The following is a 20,541-nucleotide window of genomic DNA, read 5'->3' as shown; positions in this document are numbered from 1 at the left end:
ACATTTTATTACATTTGTAAGTATGACCAAGCAACCAAAATCTGGATTAGTAACAGCTAAAGAAGTCGCTAAAGCCATACAAATGGATAAGTATGGATTTATAGGAACATTTGTAGGTTGGTTGCTAATGAAGACCTTAAAGATTTCCACACTCAATAAGATTTACAACCGAAACAAGCACCTTGAAAAGCTTGAGTTTTTAGACGGTATTTTAGAAGAGTTTCAAATTAAGTTTGAAATTCCTGAAGAAGACTTAAAACGATTGCCTAAAGATGGGGCTTATATAACGGTTTCTAACCATCCGCTAGGTGGTATTGATGGTATTTTGTTGCTTAAATTAATGCTAGAACAACGTGAGGATTTTAAAATTATAGCCAATTTTTTATTACACAGAATTGAGCCTTTAAAACCTTACATTATGCCTGTAAATCCGTTTGAGGATAGAAAAGATGCCAAGTCTAGCATTACAGGATTTAAAAATGCTATTATGCATTTAAAGGATGGACATCCACTTGGTGTATTTCCTGCAGGAGAAGTATCTACTTACAGAGATGGGAAGTTGGTTGTAGATAGACCTTGGGAAGAAGCAGCAATGAAGCTGATTCAAAAAGCTGAAGTGCCAATTGTACCTATATATTTTCATGCAAAAAACAGTCAGTTGTTTTACAAACTGTCTAAAATAAGCGACACCTTTAGAACTGCTAAGTTACCTTCTGAATTGTTAACCCAAAAACGAAGAACAATTAAAGTGAGGATTGGTCGTCCTATAACATTAAGCGATCAAAAAGAGCATAAAACACTCGAAGAGTTTTCTGAATTTATACGAAGAAAAACCTATATGCTTTCTAATTCCTTTGATGAAAAAGGAAATTTATTAAGCAACATATCTTCAACGTTAAAAGTGCCAAAACCACCAAAACGTATTGTAACTCCTATTGCTTCGGACGTAATGATAAAAGAGGTGGAAACCTTACGATATAACGATTTAAGATTGCTACAAAGTAAAAATTACGAAGTGTTTTTGGCTCAAGCAAAAGATATCCCAAATATACTTAGAGAGATAGGTCGTTTGCGAGAAATTACTTTTAGAGAAGTAGGAGAAGGTACTAATGAAGCTATTGATTTAGATACTTTTGACACTTATTACCACCACATGTTTTTATGGGACGATGAGGCAAAAGTCATTGCTGGAGCGTATCGTATGGGATTAGGCTCTAAAATTTATGAAAGCTATGGTATAGATGGATTTTACCTTCAAGATTTATTTAGATTTGAACCCGAACTTTATAAAATGATGAGCGAATCTATTGAAATGGGAAGAGCCTTCATTATTAAAGAATATCAACAAAAGCCAATGCCTCTGTTTTTACTTTGGAAAGGTATTGTACACACTACGTTAAGGCATCCTGAGCATAAGTATTTAATAGGAGGTGTTAGTATTAGTAATCAGTTTTCAAACTTCTCAAAGTCGTTAATGATTGAGTTTATGAAATCGCATTATTACGATCCATATTTAGCGCAATACGTCCACCCTAAAAAAGAGTTTAAGGTAAAACTTAAAGATGCTGATAAGGATTTTGTGTTTGATGAAACCGAAGCCGACTTAAATAAATTTGATAAAATTATTGACGAGGTTGAACCAGGAGCACTTAGACTACCAGTTCTACTTAAAAAGTATATTAAACAAAATGCAAGGTTAATTGCTTTTAATGTGGATCCGTTGTTTAATAACTCGGTTGATGGCTTGATGTACATAAAAATTGCCGATTTACCTGAAAGCACAGTAAAACCTGTAATGGAAGAATTTCAGGCTGAATTAGAGCGTAAACTCACTGAAAACAATGGCGAAGCTTAAACACATTGTCTTAACAGGACTTTTGTTTTTAAGCTATTTTGCTGTTTGTTCTCAAACCATAAGCGGACTTGTTTTAGACCAAGCTACAAACCAACCTATAGAAAGTGCAGCTATATATTTTGACAACACTACAATTGGCACTTCTACTAATGATAAAGGTGAATTTAGTATTGAGTATCATGAAGGAATTACCTCGCCTTTAGTTATTTCTTTTTTAGGTTATAAGCGAATGATTATAACCAATTATCAAGTTGGTAAGTTTTACAAAGTGTTGCTTCAAGAAGATATTGATGCTTTAGATGAGGTTGTGATTACTACAGATGATGGAATGCCAAAAGAACTAAAACTACAACAGTTTAGACAGCAATTTTTAGGGTTTTCTGATAATGCCAAATCGTGCACAATACTTAATGAAGAAGACCTTATTTTAAGATATAATAAGAAAACTCAAACCTTAAGCGCAAGTTCTAAAAAACCTATTTTAATTGAGAATGAAAAATTACAATATTTGGTGTCTTTTGAAATTAAGGATTTTGATATAAGTTATCATCATATCAACATTAAGCGAGACCGTTTTTTCATCAATTCAGTAATTTATACTGGTACATCTTTTTATAAAGAGTTGGAAGAATCCAATTCTAAAAAAACTACTAAATCTAGGAATAAAGCTTATAAAGGTTCAGTGCTTCACTTTATGAGAGCACTTTCTAAAAAACAACTTGAAGAAGAAGGTTATCAAATTTTTAGTGGTGGATTTAAAGTCAACCCTTATCGATACATCAATGTAAAACAAATAGATAGCAGTAAAGCTGTAGGAGTTAAATTATTGAATAAACTAAGCATTTTGTATGATAACGAACAATCTGCAATAGAGTCGAGGGTTGATGAGTTTATCATAGATCAATATGGTAATCACTCTCCAATACATCAAGTGCTTTTTGGAGGTCATATGGGTAACCAACGTATTGGAGACTCTTTACCTTTCGATTTTATGTTATCTGAATAATTTTAATGCAAAAATTTGCTCACAAAAGACATTTATCGTAATATTGCAATGAATAAATAAAACGATGGGTTTAACAAAGTCAGAAATATTTACAGATAAGCAGAACCAAATAGCACAATTAGCTAAGGCTTTTGGGCATCCTGCTCGTGTAGCTATTTTAGAATACCTATTTAAAACCAATAGCTGTGTTTGTGGTGACTTGGTAAACGAAATAGGTTTAGCGCAACCTACCATTTCTCAACATTTAAAAGAACTAAAACAATTAGGTTTAATTAAAGGCACAATTGAAGGCACAAGTGTGTGTTACTGTATTGATACTAATAATTGGAGCCAAATGAAGCAATTACTTGCAGAGTTCTTAGATCAAGATATGGATGATGCATCTAATTGCTGCTAAAAAAATTTATTTCAATTAATCGTAATATCGCAATAAAACAATATTAAAATGAAACTGTCAGAATTAAAAACAAATTTAAAACCATTACAGCAGATTGCATTTCAACTGCCAAATGGTAGTTTAGTACCAAGTCATTTTCATGTGACTGAAGTAGGGCAAATTGATAAAAAGTTTATCGATTGTGGAGGCACACTACGTAACGAGAGCGTTATAAGTTTACAGCTGTGGAGTGCAAATGATTATAATCACAGACTGCATCCAGAAAAGTTAATCCATATTCTAGAACTTTCTGAAGCTAAACTAGGCTTGGAAGATTTAGACATTGAAGTAGAATATCAAGGAGAGTCTATTCAAAAATATGGGTTAGAGTTTGATGGTACCCACTTTTTATTAACCACAAAGCAGACTGATTGTTTAGCAAAAGACAATTGTGGAATTCCTGTAAAAAAACCAAAACTAAAACTAGCCGATTTAAGTAACGAACCATGTTGCTCACCTGATGGTAATTGTTGCTAATACAATAATAATTTTACCTGTTGTGCCTTTTGAGAATTTTTTCAGAAAAATTGTCAGTTCGAGTGAAATTCTAAAAGAATTTTGTATCGAGAACAAGTTTTTAGAAGCTTAAATTCTATTCTCGATACGATTTTTATCACTTTGTTTCAAAAAATCACTCGAATTGACAAATTTATTCTCAAAATGCACAATGATTTAACTTTTTAAAATTTAGTTATGTTTGAAAAACTAACCTCAGTAATTGAAAGTTTAAAAACAAATTCAATTTCAGAAGACCGAAAAGAAACACTGCAACCACTTGTAGCGTTTATTCAAAGTAAAATTGATAATGGACAACCTGTTAATATTAATTTTATTTGCACCCATAATTCCCGAAGAAGTCATTTAGCACAAATTTGGTCGCAAGCTATAGCTCAACATTTCGGTTTTCATACAGTAACCTGCTATTCAGGAGGAACAGAAGTTACTGCATTGTTTCCTATGGTTGTAAACGTATTAGAGCAATCAGGTTTTGAAATTCAAAAATTATCTGAAGCAGAAAATCCTGTATATGCCATTAAATATGCTGAAAATGCGCAACCTATCATTGGCTTTTCTAAGCGTATGGATAATACTTTTAATCCAACTTCGGGTTTTGCAGCAATAATGACTTGCTCGCAAGCCGATGAAGGCTGTCCTTTTGTGCCAGGAGCTGAGAAACGTATTCCTATTACTTTTGAAGACCCTAAAGCTTTTGATGGTACTCCAGAACAAGAAGCAAAATATAAAGAGCGTAGTTTGCAAATAGCAGCAGAGTTATTTTATGTGTTTTCTAATGTAAATCAATAATCATGAGTGCAAAAAAATCACTTAGCTTTTTAGACAAAAACTTAACCCTTTGGATTTTCTTAGCCATGGCATTAGGTGTTGCTTTAGGATACTTTGTGCCAACAATTCCTGAGCGTATAAATACTATGAGTAGTGGAGCTACTAACATTCCCATAGCTATTGGGTTGATTGTAATGATGTATCCTCCATTAGCAAAAGTTAACTATGCACTGTTACCAAAGGTGTTTAAAAATGTGAAGATTCTATCCATTTCTTTGGTACTCAATTGGATTATTGGTCCTGTGTTAATGTTTGCCTTAGCCATTATCTTTTTACAAGACTATCCTGAATATATGGTTGGGTTAATACTAATTGGGTTAGCACGTTGTATTGCTATGGTTTTAGTTTGGAATGACCTTGCAGAGGGTAGTAGCGAGTATGGAGCAGGATTAGTAGCCTTAAATAGTATTTTTCAGGTGTTTGCCTATAGTTTTTATGCTTGGATATTTATAACTGTATTACCACCATATTTTGGATTTGAAGGAGCTATTGTAGACATATCAATAGCTACAATTGCTGAAAGTGTAGCAATTTATCTTGGTTTACCTTTTGTTTTAGGAATTTTAAGTAGATTAATTTTAGTAAAGCTCAAAGGAGAAGATTGGTATAATAATACATTTATCCCTAAAATTTCACCACTAACCTTAATCGCATTATTATTTACAATTATAGTTATGTTTTCTTTAAAAGGAGAACTGATTGTTGAAATCCCTATGGATGTTGTTATTATAGCTATTCCGTTGCTATTGTATTTTACCATAATGTTCATTATTGGCTTTTTTGTAACAAAAGCAATGGGAGCAGATTATAATAAAACCACAGCTGTGGCTTTTACAGCAGCAGGTAATAATTTTGAATTAGCAATTGCTGTTGCTATTGCAGTGTTTGGGCTAAACTCTGGTCAAGCATTTGCAGGTGTTATAGGTCCATTAGTTGAAGTTCCTGCATTAATATTATTAGTTAAAGTAGCCTTTTGGCTCAGAAAAAAATATTTTTAGAATAAAAAAAGCCGCAAACACTGTTTGCGGCTTTTTGTTTTTTTAAGGTATGATTAAAACCAAGGTTTTTTACCCACTTGGTAAGTGTTATAGAATTCTTCGTCAGATTTTGTAAGGTAAATAATACCTTCAATTAAACCTATAATTCCAGGAATCCAAACGATTAAAATACCAATACCTACACAAGATAGTATTGCTCCTAATAGCCAAACACCTAAAAGGATTCCTCCTTCTTTGTTGTAACCTAGAATAAATTTATGAACACCTAAGCCTCCAAAAATGATACCTAAAATACCAGCTAGTAGTTTTTTGTTATCTCCTGATGCTTTACCAAAAGCTTCTTTGGCTCCATCAGAAAATTCTTTTGCAGTTTCTTTTGCTTCGCTAGCAAATTCTTTTGCTTTTTCTTTAGCGTCATCAGCAATATCTTCTGCTTTGTCTGCTGCTTTTTTTGCACCATCTTTTGCGTCGTCTAACATATCGTTAAGGTCGTCGCTTAAATTTTTTTCATCTGACATTTGTAAATTTGTTTATATGGTTAGAAGTCTAAAGGTAACAAAAAAATATAATGGTTTACAAAAAAGCTTTATCAATGGGTTCCCAAAGTTCAATTTTGTTGCCATCGTTATCCATAATCCAACCAAATTTTCCGTAGCTGTATTCTTCCATTTCTCCAATAATGGTAACACCTTCGTCTTTTAATGTTCTTAGTAATTCTTCAAGATTTTCTACGCGATAATTAAACATAAAATCTTTTTTTGAAGGCTGATAATACGCTGTGTCTTCAGTAAATGGACTCCATTGTGTTGAGCAATCGTTACCTTCTTTATCTTTCCACCAAAAGGTGCAGCCATAATCATCGGTGTTAAACCCTAAATGCTTTTTGTACCAGTCTTTTGTTGCTTTTGGATCTTTTGTTTTAAAGAACAATCCGCCAATGCCTGTAACGCGTTTTTTCATTTTATTTCTTTTTAAGGTTGGTTTCGTATATGTCTATCCATTGATCTGGAGTTAGTTTAGTGCAGAGTTCAGCAATTAATTCCATTGGAATATCATTAATACGCTTAAAACGCACGCAACTTTTTCCCATGTCTAGCTTGTACTTACTGTATTTTGGGTATTCGTTTACAAACCAATCGTGTATTTCTGGTACAGCATAAATACCACTATGGTAAAGATTTATTGAATTTTTTTGTGAAGCAAAACTCATGAATGGTAGTGGTTCTTCTGGTGTGCAATGGTAACCATCAGGATATTTACTATGTGGCACATAATAGCCTATCATACCATATTGAATGCCTTCTTCAAAGCCTTTTGGTAAGTTGGCTTTAATGGTTTTGCGTAATGTTTTTAAAACATCTTGACGTTCTTCTGGAACTTGACTTATATAATCTTCGGGAGATGATGCTTTGTATTGCATAATAATTTATTTTTTTCGTTGTAAAATTAAAGCAGATATTAAAGATAGTACAAACCCAATTAATACAACGGTTACAAACATTAAGGCTGCCATAAACCCAGAACCACCATAATCTTGCATTTGTTTTGTGAGTTCTGCTTTTTTAGCTTCTAGTTCTGCACCAGAGTAGGTGCTTTCATAAGTTTTTAAAGTGACTTCTAAATATTCTGAAGCAAAATCAGGATTAATTACGGTTGTATAAATGTAATCTACCATAGCAATTCCAAGTCCTGTTAAAGCTGAAATTAATAAGCCAATAACTAAAGCTTTTCCAAAACTTACAGCACCATTATTTACTTTGTCGCGATAGTGTTTTATCCCAAAAAATATAAATGATAATGAAGCAATCATTGACGTATAACCAATAACTTCTTGAGCCGAATAGCTTAAGTTTTTACCAAAGGTTAATGCTAAAAAGAATAAAACAGCGGCAGTTATAAGTCCGTAGCCTCCATATTTTAATACAGTTTTTTTCATGTTGTTAGTTAGTTTTAAGAGTTAAAAAAAGAGTTTAAATATGTTGATCAATTAATATGGTATTACCATCAGGATCGGTTACAACCAAACTTGCAGGCCCTGAAGTTGTCTCGTCTGCTTCACTTTGCAACGCTATGTTTTTACTTTTTAAATGCTGCTGAATTTGCCTAACATCAGTAAACGCATCTAATGTTTTTGCGTTTTCGTCCCAACCAGGATTAAAGGTAAGTATGTTGTTTTCAAACATGCCTTGGAACAGTCCAACTAATGCATTTCCATTTTTCATGATAAGGTAGTTTTTTTCTAAATCACCAGCAAAAACGGTGAATCCTAAATTTTCATAAAATGCTTTTGAAACAGTAATGTCTTTTACGCTTAAACTAATTGAAAATGCGCCTAATTCCATAATTGTGTGGTATTGATTAATTATTGATACAAAACTACGAGAAGCCTTTAAAAATAGACTCATACTAAAGTACCAAACCGTTAGTACTTTGGTCTAAAATACATAATTTTATAGTATTTGAAGTTCTTTTGCAACTTGAAGTGCTTGTGTGCGTCTTTTGGCATTTAGTTTAACCAATAAGTTAGACACATGCGTTTTTATTGTGCTTTCTGATAGGAATAATGTCTCGGCAATTTCTTTGTTTGATAACCCTTGAGCAATATGTTGAAGTACCTCATATTCTCGCTCAGTAATATCTAAATCCTTTATTTTATTGTGATCAATTTCGGTCGTGTCAACGGTTTCTTTTTGAAGGCTTTTTTTGTTGAGGTAAATACCAACAATTAGGAAAACAATCGCAATAGCAGCAATTATAATTTCTATGTTTACATTTCCAGATATGATAGCGTATTTGCTAACCTGAAAAAGTAGTAATAAGGCAAAAATTAAACCAGCAAAAACAGCTATTGTTTTTTTCATAGTTGAAAGTTAACAAAATCTAGTTTTAATTTTATCAACGATGGTTTGCGCTAGTTTCTCTTTGCTTTCAACTGTCCAACCAGCTACATGAGGTGTTAGTAATACATTTTCAGCTTGAATGATGTATTGAAATGCCTCTGGCATATCAGAAGAAAATAGGCTTTCAAAAGAGGCTTTTTCATATTCTAAAACGTCTAATCCAGCACCTAAAATTTTACCACTTTTTAAAGCTGAAACCAAATCGGTAGTGACAACACTTTTTCCGCGAGCTGTATTAATGAGCCAAAATGGTTTTTGAAACCCGTTAATAAAATCAGCATTAACCATATTGAGCGTTAGTGGTGTTTGTGGTGTGTGTAAACTTAAAACATCAGCGTTTTTTTGTAAAGTTTCAAGAGGTACTTGTTTGCAGTTATCGTCGCCAACATTAGGTTTTATATCATAGCAAAGAACTTCAACATCAAAACCACGAAGTTTTTTAGCAAAGGCTTTTCCCATGTTGCCATAACCAATAAGTCCAATGGTTTTGCCATCTAGCTCAATACCTCTGTTGGCTTCACGTAACCATTGACCATGTCGTACTTCGTTATCAGCTTTATTGAGATTGTTGAATAAGGAAAGTAACATTCCTAAAGCGTGTTCGCCAACAGCATTGCGGTTACCTTCTGGTGCTGAAATTAAATAAATGCCTTTACTTTCGGCATAATCACAATCTATGTTTTCTAAACCAGCACCAACACGACCTATAAACTTTAAGTTTGTGGCAGCATCAAGAAACTGCTTGTCTATAGTAAAACGACTTCTTATTACAATACCATCATACTCATGAATTTTTGCTTCAACATCAGTTTTTGATGAGGTGTAATCTTCATGATTTGTAAACCCTAATGCATTAAGTTGATTAATGAGAAGCTCGTGATTGGTATCTAGATGTAGGACTTTCATAAGTTAAATCCCTAAAATAAGTTTAGCTATGGTAAAGTAAATTAAGATTCCAAAAATATCATTGCTGGTAGTGATAAAAGGTCCTGTTGCAATAGCAGGATCAATACCACGTTTGTCAAGGAATAATGGTACAAAAGTTCCTATTAAACCAGCTACTATAATTACTACAACTAACGAAATTGAAATAGCAAAAGCAGTTGCGGCATCTTGTTGGGTTGCCCAAACAAAAAGAAATAAGAAAATAGCCAAAATAATTCCATTAAGAGCAGCTAAAAGCATTTCTTTCATTAAACGACTGTTAATACTTCCTTTTATATCATCATTTGCTAAACCTTGCACAATAATTGCACTAGATTGTACACCAACATTACCAGCCATTGCTGCAATAAGTGGTGTGAAAAAGAATAGGATTGCATATTTTGAAAACGCTTCGTGAAAACCTTCCATAATTAAAAAGGCTCCAACACCACCAATAAGTCCTAAAAATAACCAAGGTATACGTGCTCTGGTAAGCTTCCAAACGCTATCATCAGAGTCTACATCTTGAGAAATACCTGCAGCTAACTGGTAATCTTTATCGGCTTCTTCTTTTAAAACGTCAACAATATCATCAATAGTAATTCTACCTAAAAGTGTTTGGTTGTCATCTACAACAGGAATCGCTTCCAAATCGTATTTTGCCATAACTCTTGCCACATCTTCAACATCGTCTTGCACATGAACCCAATCCACACTGCTGTTAGAGATATCGGCTATTTTTTGATCACTTTTAGCAACAATTAAATCTTTAAGTGAAAGTCTGCCAATAAGCTTGTCTTGTTTGTTTACAACGTATATTGAGTGTACTCTTGTAACCTCTTTGGCTTGTCCACGAATGCGACGTAAGCATCCAGCAACAGTCCAGGTTTCATACACTTTTACAAGCTCTTTTGCCATGAGTCCACCAGCTGTATCTTCGTCATAAGCCAAAAGCTCTTCAATTTCGGCTTTATGCTCTTGGTCTTCAATGTTTGAAATTACTTCGGCTTGACGTTCTTCTGGAAGTTCGGCAATAATATCTGCTGCATCATCAGTATCCAACTCTTCAATTTCGTCGGCAATTTCTTTAGCAGAAAGATTTTTTAGGACTTTTTCTCGATTGTCTTCATCGAGCTCCATTAACACATCCGAAGTGGTTTCAGAATCAAGAAGTTTTATGACATAAGTCGCATCTTCTAGATCTAGTTCGTCTAAAACTTCGGCAATATCAGCATAGTGAAACTCACTAAAAAGCGTGTTGAGTTCCTTATCGTTTTTCTCTTCGATAAGAACTTCTACTTGCTCGATGAGTTCATCTGTTAGTTCAAATTGTATGTGCTCTTTTTCCTCTTGCATAAAATTTCTTGTCGTTGCACACTGTTGAAGTGACAAATTGTGTTATTCTTGAGTGTCGTTTTCAATTAATTGCGTGAGAGTTATAAATTCTTCAACGCTTAACTGCTCTGGACGTTTGCCAAATATAACATTTGCTTTTAAATTATCTGACAAATTGAATGTTTTTAAACTGTTACGAAGTGTTTTTCGACGTTGTTGAAATCCTTGTTTTACAACCTTGAAAAATAAGGTTTCGTCACATGGTAAGGAGTAGTTTTCTTTTCTTGTTAATAAAAGTACACCAGAATCTACTTTTGGTGGTGGATTAAACACCGAAGGTGGAACTGTAAATAAATATTCTGCATCGTAAAATGCTTGTGTTAAAACAGATAAAATACCGTATACTTTACTACCTTCTTTAGAACAAATACGTTGCGCAACTTCTTTTTGAAACATCCCTGAAAACTCAGGAATTTGGTCGCGCATTTCTAAAGTTTTGAATACAATTTGTGATGAAATATTATATGGGTAATTACCTATGATAGCAAAAGGCTGCTCGCCAAAAACTTGTGTGATATCGTACTTTAAAAAGTCTTGTTCTATAACTCTATCAGCAAGATTTAGGTAATTGGCTTTAAGGTATTCAACCGATTCGGTATCAATTTCAATAACGTGGGTAGTGATGTCTTTTTTGAGCAAATATTTAGTGAGTACGCCCATTCCTGGACCAATTTCTAAAACATGTTTATAGCCTTTAAGCGATAAACTATCAGCTATTTTTTCAGCAATAGATTCGTCGGTTAAAAAATGTTGTCCTAAATGTTTTTTTGCTTTTACTGACATAGTATTAATTAAAGCTTACTGAAAATTCGTCGATTACTTCTAATTCGGTTCTAAATGCTAACATTTTATCTGCAAATCGTTTAAGTCCGTCTTGACGTAAAGCATCAGCATGATTGTTGTAATAGTCTTCTAAATCGGTTCTTGATTTTGCACGATATTGAATGGAGTAGGTTGTGCCTCCCATTTCTTCTTCAATAAGTACTTTGGTTAACTTAGCTTCAGTGAAATGACCTGTTGCCAAAACCAATGCAATGTGGTTTTTTATCCAATTGAGCCACTCTTCATGTATGCTTTCGTCAATATTAACGGTTACGTTGTATATTATCATGGTTGTTATTTTAATGGATTCCGAACTGGTTACGGAAAGACAAAACTTTTATTATAGTGTTTTTGCAAATAACAGGAGTTCTTCATCATCTTCAAAAGGTTTTACTCTTTTTTCATAAGATAAACCTAATTTTTCTAATAGTTTAATTGAATTTGCATTAGTAGGCAATGTGATTGCTGTTATTTTTTTTAGTTTGAATTGGTCTTTGGCAAGTTTTATAATTTCAGAAGACGCTTCAAACCCATAACCTTTACCTTCATAATTAGGTAGTAGCGAAAAACCAATATCGACATATTCTAACTCATCACGTTTTACCAAACCACAGGTACCAATTGATTTTAGATTTTCATCTTTTAGTTGAATTTTATAAAACCCAAATCCGTGAGTGTCGTAACTTTTTAGGGTTCGTTCTTTTAAATAGTCTTCAGCTTGAGCAACAGTTCTCACATTTCGGTCACCAATATATTTCAACCAATGAGGGGAATTCATGAGTTCTAAAATAAAAGGAGCATCTTCTAAAGTGATTTTAGAAAGCTGAAGACGGTTGGTTTCAACAAACATAAAATTTAGTTTATAGTATCACCACGTAGCATCCTGAAGTTTTTCCTGGCTTCAACAAAATAAATACTGTCTTGATGATTGAATATGATTTTTTCGTAAAGTGCTTTAGCTTCTTCGGGTTCGCCTAAAATGTTATTGTAAAGTTCAGCTAAAAAATAGTAAGCATCGTCAATTAAAATACTGTCACTAAAGTCTGTTATAATTTTTTGATAGTTAACCGTTGCTTTTTCATACTGTTTCTTTTTTTCGAAAAGTTGTGCTTGCATTAACAAAGCTTGACCTTCGATGTTTTCACCTTCATGCTCTGTAAGAATCTTGTCTAAAAGCGTTATGGCTTGATCAGTTTTATTTTGAAATGCCATAAGGTCTGCTTTTGCATAAAGCTTTAACGCTACGTGTAAAGAATCTTCATATTTATTGTCAGAAATAAGTAGTTTTAAATCCAAAGCATCATTAGCAATAAGCTGCGATGTTGATGATTTTAATATTTTAAGTTGCGATTCAGCCCAGTCAAAATCACCTTTATAATAACTAGTTTTGGCAACTTTAAAACGTGCATCTTGCGAGATGGTACTGTTTTTTAAATTGGCTTGTATTTGTGAATAGTAAATAAGCGCTTCATTAAATTTTTCTTGATACACCAAAACATCACCAAGTTTTAGCTTTACAGTAGCCTTTTGAAAGTCGGAAACATTAAGGTTTAAAGTTTCTTTTAAGAATTTGCTTGCATCTTCAGGTTTGTGTAAGTGAAACGCCAAAAAATCGCCATAGGCAATTTGTAAAGAAAGAGTTTGCTCATACCTGCCATATTGATTAAAAAGCGCTAGATACTTATCGTTTATCGCATTAAAATCTTTTTTAGTAGCATTTATAGTTTCTATCTCCAATAAAAATTGATGTGCTCTTAAAAGACTAGAAATATCTTGTGAATTTTCTAATACAAAATTGAATATTTCGGTTGCAATGCTGTATTGTTTTTCGTCTAGAGTTGTAAGTGCAAGTTCAATAATTCGGTCTAGACTTTCAGGATTTCTTCTATAAAGGGCTTTCTCTTGAGTAAAGGATTTGTTATACTCTTTTTCTTGAACAAACAACCAGCTCAGTAGCTCATACCAATACACATCAGGGTTGGTTTGCAGTTTTTTTAGTAATAACCGTTTTAAGAAAATGTTGTTTTCGTTTTCGCTGTTTTCTGAAACAAAATCGCTAAAAGCACGCTTTGAGTTATTTAAAAAGCTAGGGTTGGTTTCTATATAATCTATATAGTTAGAAAACATTTGTTCCACATTACCTTGCTCACCATAAATTCGTGCCAGCTGAATGTTATAGTTTTGTTTAGGATTAAGTTCAGCACCTTTTTTATAGGCAGAAATGGCATAATCTAAAAGGGAATGATTTTCAAATTGTCTAGCAATACTACTTGTATAAATAGGTTTTTCATCGATTTTTAAAAGCGCATCGTTATAATATTTTTTTGCAATTTCTATACTGTCTTGTAGTTGATAGTTGTAACCCAATTCAACCATAAGGGTTGGAAAAGTACTTTTCTCTAAACGTTGGAGCAATAGGTTTTGAACTTCGGTATAGCGCTCTAGCTGTTGTAATGTTTCAACTATTTTGTAAAGGTAAGTTGTGCTTGGTTTTTCAGTATATAATTTTTGGTATTCAATAAGGGCTTTTTCAAATTCACCACGTTTAAAATAATCACTTGCCAACTGCTCACTTTGGGCAAGCATTAAAGTGCTACACAGTATTAGGGCAAAAGTTATTAATATCCTCTTCATAAAGCTAATTTAAATAAACAACCTAAATACAGGTTTTGGTGCGCTTATTTCGATTATTTAGTAAATATAACAAATGCTAGCTTTGGATATTGTAAATGTTTTGATAAAAAAAATGCCTAAACGCAAGTTTAGGCATTACCAACCAAAATAAATGTGCTATTAACCATTATTTTAAAAAATGATTCAGTTATTCTGCTCTGGCATTTTTTATTGTTAACCAAAGGTATATTCTAAAAGAAAATTTTACTGACCATAACGACCAGTGAAACCAGTATTATAATGCGTTTGATATTTTTCATAAGTAGGTTAGCTTTTAATACTTTACTAACATCAAAAAATTTTATGAAAAAACAAAAGAAAACGCTAAAAATTCGTTAAACAACGTCTTTTTTTAGCGTTTTATCGAAATTTGTAGAAAAAATACTACAGATTTTAGATTTTATCAAATCCAGTATAAGGAACTAGAACATCAGGGATTTTTATACCATCTTCAGTTTGGTAGTTTTCTAAAATTCCTGCAAGCACTCTTGGTAGAGCCAATGAGCTTCCATTTAGGGTATGTGCTAATTCATTTTTACCTTCAGAATTTTTAAAACGTAATTTTAAGCGGTTTGCTTGAAAGGTTTCAAAATTTGATACTGAAGAAATCTCTAACCAACGGTCTTGAGCAGTTGAGAATACTTCAAAATCGTAGGTTAATGCAGATGTAAATCCTAAGTCCCCACCACATAAACGTAAAATTCTGTAAGGTAATTTCAGTTCTTTTAAAATGGTTTTTACATGCTCTACCATTTCGTCTAGAGCTGTATAAGAACGCTCAGGATGTTCAACACGTAGAATTTCAACTTTATCAAATTGATGTAGTCGATTTAACCCTCTAACGTGTGCGCCATAACTTCCTGCTTCACGACGAAAGCAAGGTGTGTAGCCTGTAATACCAATTGGTAAATCGCTTTCGTTAAGTAAGGTGTCTCTAAATAAATTGGTTCCAGGAACTTCAGCAGTTGGAATTAAATATAAATTGTCACCAGTAACGTGGTACATTTGCCCTTCTTTATCTGGCAACTGTCCTGTTCCAAAACCAGACGCTTCATTAACCAAATGAGGTAACTGGAACTCTGTATAACCTGCTTCGGTATTTTTATCTAAAAAGTAAGCAATTAGGGCACGTTGTAATCTTGCACCTTTACCTTTATACACAGGAAATCCTGCTCCAGTAATTTTATTACCTAATTCAAAATCGATAATGTCATACTTTTTAGCTAATTCCCAATGTGGTAATGCACCATCAACTAATTTTGGAATATCACCTTCTCTATACACTTCTTCGTTATCCTCATCGGTATTTCCTTTAGGAACACTTTGGTGAGGTACGTTAGGTAGTTGGTATAAAAGCGCGTTTAGTGCTTCTGCTTTATCATTAAGCTCTTGCTCTAATTGTTTAGTGTCTTCTTTAAGTTGAGTTGTTTTTTCTTTTAAAGCATTGGCTTCTTGTGCTTTTCCAGCTTTAAACAAGTTCCCTATTTCTTTGGAGATACTATTAGATTCAGCTTTTAAGTTATCTAAAGTTGCTTGAAGATTTCTTCGGTCTTCATCTAAAGTAATAACATCGTTTATAGATTGTTCAGCATCAATATTACGTTTTGCTAAACGCTCAATAACCAACTCTTTGTTTTCTCTAATAAAAGGGACTTGTAACATAGTGTGAAAAATTTAAGCGACAAATTTAATGAATTGCCAAAACATTTAATTGAGTTTTGAAGGTAAAATCCACGAGCTGTGTTTAAAAACATCCCATTTTACATTGGCAAGGTCAATATTAGGATCTATAAGCTGTTGTCTTGGTCTTCCATTTACGCTTATGCTACAGTTTACAAAGACTTGCACGTCAAATCCTTTTTTTGCAAAATCTTGTTTTAAATGTTGTGCAAATTGCCAGATGACATCTGGTTTGGTGGTTGCACCTCGTTGTTGTTTTCGGGTTAAATAGTCGTTTAATTTAACAGGTAATACATTGTTAGTGTTTTTGTCAATGACTTTATAAGTGCAAAACCCACTTTTTGAGCGCAGCATCATTCGCCATGACAGTCTGTGACCTTCTTCGGTCCAAAGCACATTATCTTGAATAAAATGATGACGAATAGGTAATAGTACTTGAATAATAAAATACACTGAAAATAACCCTACATAAAATTGATTTCCTTTAGGGATGATAACTTCAGCTTCATTATAAAACGGTTTCTTTTTTAAGAATATATTTTGAATGGTTTTAGGCTCAAAAAAGAATAAAATAAAGGCTAAAGATAAATATGGAAATATACCTACATGAAAAATGAATGAATTGAACAGATGAAAGAAAATAGAAATGATAAACGCAAATTTTCTTGTTCTTTTCCATAGTAACAACGGAATGATAAGTCCGTCAAACAAAATGCCTCCATAAGCCAGCATATAGTGTAACCACTTGTATTGTAAAATATCACCAACTAAAACAAAATGTTGTTTGGCTTTCATCATGAGTTCAATAGTAGTGGTGTTTAACCAATCAGGATATATCTTGGCAATTGAGGCGTATGTGTATACAATAAAGAGCTGAATAACAAATACATATTTGCACCACTGTGGCATTGAGCCTCTTTTTAATTTTGGGGTTTGTTTGGCATCAACCGAAAGGTAAGTGTGCGCAGGTTGAAACACCATTATGGCACTCAATAACATTAATAAGTAGTAGTGATTGTTATAAGACGATTTTTGCATAAAGTAAGTGGCAGACCACATGATGGTAAATGCAAACATGCTCCATCTGTATTTATAACCTATCATTACAAAAAGGCCAAATATTCCCATAATAGCATAATAGAGATACATCCAGTTTCCTGGTAAAGGCTGTAACCATTCAAACCCTATAAATGTAAAAGTGAATTCGGGTTCAATAAGCGTTCGTTTTACCCAACCAGTAAAGATGGCTCCAACACTTTCTAAGAAAATAAGTAGTCCAAAAATAATTCGGAATACAATTAATGCACTGTTGTCAATATGTTTAAATAAAAACCTGTTCATCTAGTTAAATAAAGTTAATGCTTTTTCTTTGTCTTTGTTGAGTTGTTCTTTAAGTAATTCAACCGAATCAAATTTTTGCTCGTCTCTAAGTCTGTCAATTAATTCCACTTGTATTGAAGTGTCATAAATATCTTCATTAAAATTGAAAAAGTGTACTTCAATAGATTGCGTTTTTCCATTAACAGTAGGATTGGTTCCAATATTCATCATCCCATAAACTGTAGTGTTGTTAATATTAGATTGCACTACATAAGCACCATTTTTTGGGATGAGTTTATAATCTTCAGGTATTTTAACATTAGCAGTAGGAAATCCTATTTTACTACCAATTTGTTTTCCTTTTACAACGTTACCTGATAAAAAGTAATTGTAACCTAAATACGTATTTGCGGTTTTAACATCACCATTATTTAAGGCATTTCTAATTTTAGTTGAACTAATAGCAACATCTTCAATGTCTTTAACAGAAATTTCTTCTACTTCAAAATCAAATTGAGCACCATAACCTTTTAGGTCTTCAATGTTTGCGCTTCTATTTCTTCCAAACCTATGGTCGTAACCAATGATAACGTGTTTAACGTTTAATTCATCAACTAAAATATGCTTTACATAATCGTTAGCTGATAGTCTAGAAAAATCTTGAGTAAACTTTTTTATAATAAGATTATCAATACCAATTTGAGACAAAATAGTTTTGCGCTCATCAATAGTATTCAACAATTTAATATCAGCATGAGTTTGCAATACCATTCTAGGATGCGGAAAGAATGTTAGCAATGAAGATTCTAGTTTTTTTTCTTTTGCAACAGTTATTAACCTATTAATTATTTTTTGATGTCCTAAATGGACACCATCAAAAGTACCAATAGTAAGTACTGATGGCGCTTTAGAATAGGAAGTTAGGGAATTATATATTTTCAAAAGATTTTTTTGTAAAAATAGCTAATAAGCATTGAAATAAAAAGGAAGGCTTAAAAGGTAATAACTTCACAAATATTAGAGTTTATTTATGTTAAAAAATCACATTTTGTTAAAGAAAACTTAATATAACAATTGATTTTGATTAAATTTGGAGGATGTTTATAGATATTATCCTTTTTTAATTAATACAATTTATATGAAAATGAACTTTACTATTAAATCCCTTTTTGCAATGCTTATGCTAATATGCGTTGCTAATAGCTACTCTCAACAAAGGACTTGTGGAGTGGATGAGTATATGGAAGAAATGCTCAAAAACCCTGAGTTAGCTAAAAAATATGAAGAAAATCAAAAGAAATTTCAAGCAGAGCTTGCTAGAAGAGCTAATGGAGACTATAGTGCTAGAGGAGCTTCAATAGTTATACCTGTAGCTGTTCACTTTCCAACAGGAAATGAGGCAGATAGAGACTGTCTTGTTGCATTGGCTCAAAGTCAGGTAGATGTTTTAAATGCTGACTATACAGCAATGAATGCTGACATTTCTAATTGGACTGCAGCAAGTCCGTTTTATCCAGGATTACAACCTGGAGTGGCAAATATTTCTTTTTGTTTAGCAGTTTCCGATCACCCTGTTGGAGTTGACCCAGAATTACTTGAAGGAGAGCCAGCTGTTACTATTGGTTATAACTTTGCAAATGGTTCTGGATTTCCAGAGTTAGACTCTAATTGGGCTGGATATATGAATTTTCTGATCAAACCATTAGATGGTACAACTCTTGGGTATTCACCATTAGGAGGTAGTATTGAAAATGGAGGAGCTGTTGTAATGAATCTTAGTACTTTTGGAACTGGATCTGGTTGTCCTGGTTCTGGAATTGTACCTGGAGCACCTTTTAATCTTGGTAGAACAGTGACGCATGAGTTAGGGCATTTTTATAATCTAAATCATACATTTGCGGACTTTACATGTACAGGTGATGATGGGCTTGCCGATACGCCAAATATTGACACAGAATCTTATAACTGTCCACCAGCTGGATCAGTGAATGCTTGTACACCAGGTCAATATTCATTAACGATGAATTATATGGATTATGTTAACGATGCTTGTATGTATATGTTTACACCAGATCAAATGAATGTTGTTGATGCATATGTTTCAAGTGTTTTAGCATCTCAAATAAAACCAGGAGTTTGTGAGCCAGCTACACCAGGTTTTAATTTAGCAACAACAGATAATGAAATATTCAGTTGTCCAAATACAGACACAGAAGCTGTATTTACGTTTAATTATTCAACAATTTTAGATTTTAATGAGACTACAACTTTTTCTGCTTCTGGCGTTCCTGCTGGAGCAAGTGTAGCCTTTAGTCCAACGTCATTAAATAGTAATGGAAGTTTTACTATGACTATTGGTAACTTAGGAATGACTGCTCAAGGAGATTATACAATAACTGTTACGGGAACTTCTAGTTCAGTAACTAAGAGTTTTGACGTTGTTTTAAATAATAATTGTACAGAAATACAGTGTAATACATATGAGTCAGCTCCAAACTTGAATTTAACAATAACAGATGGTGCTGGTGGTTCGGCTGGTCAACCAATTTTAGAGCATGTAATTAATATTCCTGATTCAGGATTAATAGAAAGTATGACAGTGAATGTAAATGTTTCTCATACTTATGTTTCTGATGTAAGAGCTGTTTTACTTCACCCTAATCAAACAGATTTTATCTATCTATGGAATTTAAACTGTGGTAATAACGATGACTTTGATGTGACTTTTGACGATGAAGCTAGTGCTATTACTTGTGGTTCTCCTACTGTAGGAACTTTTCAGCCTGCTCAAGCATTAAGTGCTTTTTCTGGGTTAGAATCTCAAGGAGATTGGACATTGATTATGTTAGACTATTTTGCAGGAGATGAGGGCACATTAAATAATTGGTCAATTGAAATTTGTTCAGAACAACAACTTAGCGTAGATGAGTTTTCAGCTAATGAGTTCTCAATTTTCCCTAATCCAAACAATGGTGAGTTTACTATTAAATTAAACTCAAACTCAGGAAACGATATCGCTGTTGATGTTTTTGATATTAGAGGAAGAAAAATATTTAACAATTCTTATTCTAGAAATAATTCAGATTTCTGTCAATCTATTAAACTTAATAGTGTAGAGGCAGGTATGTACTTAGTAACCGTAAGTGATGGAGCTAAGAAAATAACTAAAAAGATTATTGTAGAATAAT

The 20,541-nt window shown here is 33.1% G+C and carries 22 protein-coding genes; 7 read left to right on the top strand and 15 right to left on the bottom strand.

Annotation, left to right across the window (positions count from 1 at the left end; all coding sequences use genetic code 11):
* Window positions 1–22 precede the first annotated feature (22 nt).
* The 6 genes from ABD011_RS00795 (at window position 23) to arsB (ending at window position 5,639) form a co-directional block, all read left to right on the top strand.
* Window positions 23–1,855, top strand: coding sequence for a GNAT family N-acyltransferase (locus tag ABD011_RS00795; RefSeq protein ID WP_343795117.1), 1,833 nt, complete (start codon window positions 23–25; stop codon window positions 1,853–1,855).
* Window positions 1,842–2,861, top strand: coding sequence for a carboxypeptidase-like regulatory domain-containing protein (locus ABD011_RS00790; protein ID WP_343795116.1), 1,020 nt, complete (start codon window positions 1,842–1,844; stop codon window positions 2,859–2,861). Before ABD011_RS00795 ends, ABD011_RS00790 begins: the two co-directional genes overlap by 14 nt.
* A gap of 64 nt (window positions 2,862–2,925) precedes the next feature.
* Window positions 2,926–3,258: an ArsR/SmtB family transcription factor gene (locus ABD011_RS00785; protein WP_129760861.1), complete on the top strand. Its 333-nt coding sequence runs from the start codon at window positions 2,926–2,928 to the stop codon at window positions 3,256–3,258.
* A gap of 48 nt (window positions 3,259–3,306) precedes the next feature.
* Entirely contained in the window at window positions 3,307–3,774 is a 468-nt protein-coding gene (locus tag ABD011_RS00780) for a DUF6428 family protein (protein ID WP_343795115.1), read from the top strand.
* Between the two features lie 216 nt (window positions 3,775–3,990).
* The gene (locus tag ABD011_RS00775; RefSeq protein ID WP_343795114.1) at window positions 3,991–4,602 is read left to right on the top strand and encodes a low molecular weight phosphatase family protein; all 612 of its coding nucleotides are present in this window, start codon (window positions 3,991–3,993) and stop codon (window positions 4,600–4,602) included.
* A gap of 2 nt (window positions 4,603–4,604) precedes the next feature.
* Window positions 4,605–5,639: an ACR3 family arsenite efflux transporter gene (arsB, locus tag ABD011_RS00770; RefSeq protein WP_129760864.1), complete on the top strand. Its 1,035-nt coding sequence runs from the start codon at window positions 4,605–4,607 to the stop codon at window positions 5,637–5,639.
* A gap of 53 nt (window positions 5,640–5,692) precedes the next feature.
* On the opposite strand, the gene ABD011_RS00765 is transcribed toward arsB, so the two are convergent.
* From ABD011_RS00765 to ABD011_RS00695, 15 genes are all read right to left on the bottom strand, one after another.
* Window positions 5,693–6,157, bottom strand: a complete 465-nt coding sequence (locus tag ABD011_RS00765; RefSeq protein WP_129760865.1) for a TM2 domain-containing protein — start codon at window positions 6,155–6,157, stop codon at window positions 5,693–5,695.
* A 55-nt stretch (window positions 6,158–6,212) separates the two neighbouring features.
* Window positions 6,213–6,599 (bottom strand): VOC family protein, encoded by a 387-nt coding sequence (locus ABD011_RS00760; protein WP_343795113.1) that lies wholly within the window; start codon window positions 6,597–6,599, stop codon window positions 6,213–6,215.
* A gap of 1 nt (window position 6,600) precedes the next feature.
* Window positions 6,601–7,059 (bottom strand): DUF1801 domain-containing protein, encoded by a 459-nt coding sequence (locus ABD011_RS00755; RefSeq protein WP_131508720.1) that lies wholly within the window; start codon window positions 7,057–7,059, stop codon window positions 6,601–6,603.
* Window positions 7,060–7,065: 6 nt separating this feature from the next.
* Window positions 7,066–7,575, bottom strand: coding sequence for a DUF4199 domain-containing protein (locus ABD011_RS00750; protein ID WP_343795112.1), 510 nt, complete (start codon window positions 7,573–7,575; stop codon window positions 7,066–7,068).
* Between the two features lie 34 nt (window positions 7,576–7,609).
* Window positions 7,610–7,981: a VOC family protein gene (locus ABD011_RS00745; protein WP_343796763.1), complete on the bottom strand. Its 372-nt coding sequence runs from the start codon at window positions 7,979–7,981 to the stop codon at window positions 7,610–7,612.
* Window positions 7,982–8,089: 108 nt separating this feature from the next.
* Window positions 8,090–8,500, bottom strand: coding sequence for a response regulator transcription factor (locus ABD011_RS00740; protein WP_343795111.1), 411 nt, complete (start codon window positions 8,498–8,500; stop codon window positions 8,090–8,092).
* 9 nt (window positions 8,501–8,509) lie between these two features.
* Window positions 8,510–9,445: a 2-hydroxyacid dehydrogenase gene (locus ABD011_RS00735; protein ID WP_343795110.1), complete on the bottom strand. Its 936-nt coding sequence runs from the start codon at window positions 9,443–9,445 to the stop codon at window positions 8,510–8,512.
* A gap of 3 nt (window positions 9,446–9,448) precedes the next feature.
* A complete protein-coding gene (mgtE, locus tag ABD011_RS00730; RefSeq protein ID WP_343795109.1) occupies window positions 9,449–10,819 on the bottom strand; it encodes a magnesium transporter in 1,371 nt (456 codons plus the stop codon).
* Between the two features lie 42 nt (window positions 10,820–10,861).
* Complete coding sequence (gene rsmA, locus ABD011_RS00725; protein ID WP_343795108.1) at window positions 10,862–11,641, bottom strand: 16S rRNA (adenine(1518)-N(6)/adenine(1519)-N(6))-dimethyltransferase RsmA; 780 nt, start codon at window positions 11,639–11,641, stop codon at window positions 10,862–10,864.
* A gap of 4 nt (window positions 11,642–11,645) precedes the next feature.
* Entirely contained in the window at window positions 11,646–11,969 is a 324-nt protein-coding gene (locus tag ABD011_RS00720; RefSeq protein WP_129760873.1) for a DUF4286 family protein, read from the bottom strand.
* A 51-nt stretch (window positions 11,970–12,020) separates the two neighbouring features.
* Window positions 12,021–12,530, bottom strand: coding sequence for a GNAT family N-acetyltransferase (locus tag ABD011_RS00715; protein WP_343795107.1), 510 nt, complete (start codon window positions 12,528–12,530; stop codon window positions 12,021–12,023).
* A 5-nt stretch (window positions 12,531–12,535) separates the two neighbouring features.
* On the bottom strand, window positions 12,536–14,314 hold the full coding sequence (locus ABD011_RS00710) for a tetratricopeptide repeat protein (protein ID WP_343795106.1): 1,779 nt from the start codon (window positions 14,312–14,314) through the stop codon (window positions 12,536–12,538).
* A 432-nt stretch (window positions 14,315–14,746) separates the two neighbouring features.
* Window positions 14,747–16,015: a serine--tRNA ligase gene (serS, locus tag ABD011_RS00705; protein WP_335972637.1), complete on the bottom strand. Its 1,269-nt coding sequence runs from the start codon at window positions 16,013–16,015 to the stop codon at window positions 14,747–14,749.
* A 45-nt stretch (window positions 16,016–16,060) separates the two neighbouring features.
* Entirely contained in the window at window positions 16,061–17,374 is a 1,314-nt protein-coding gene (locus ABD011_RS00700) for an HTTM domain-containing protein (RefSeq protein ID WP_343795105.1), read from the bottom strand.
* Entirely contained in the window at window positions 17,375–18,295 is a 921-nt protein-coding gene (locus tag ABD011_RS00695; RefSeq protein WP_343795104.1) for a bifunctional riboflavin kinase/FAD synthetase, read from the bottom strand. It lies immediately after the preceding gene.
* A gap of 202 nt (window positions 18,296–18,497) precedes the next feature.
* Between ABD011_RS00695 and ABD011_RS00690 the strand changes: the two genes are divergently transcribed.
* Window positions 18,498–20,540: a zinc-dependent metalloprotease gene (locus ABD011_RS00690; RefSeq protein WP_343795103.1), complete on the top strand. Its 2,043-nt coding sequence runs from the start codon at window positions 18,498–18,500 to the stop codon at window positions 20,538–20,540.
* The last annotated feature ends 1 nt before the right edge of the window (window position 20,541 follow it).

The organism is Gaetbulibacter jejuensis (genome assembly GCF_039524015.1).
Classification (GTDB): domain Bacteria; phylum Bacteroidota; class Bacteroidia; order Flavobacteriales; family Flavobacteriaceae; genus Gaetbulibacter_B; species Gaetbulibacter_B jejuensis.
Note: the sequence above shows the minus strand (reverse complement) of the source record. Positions and strands in the feature narration are given on the sequence as shown.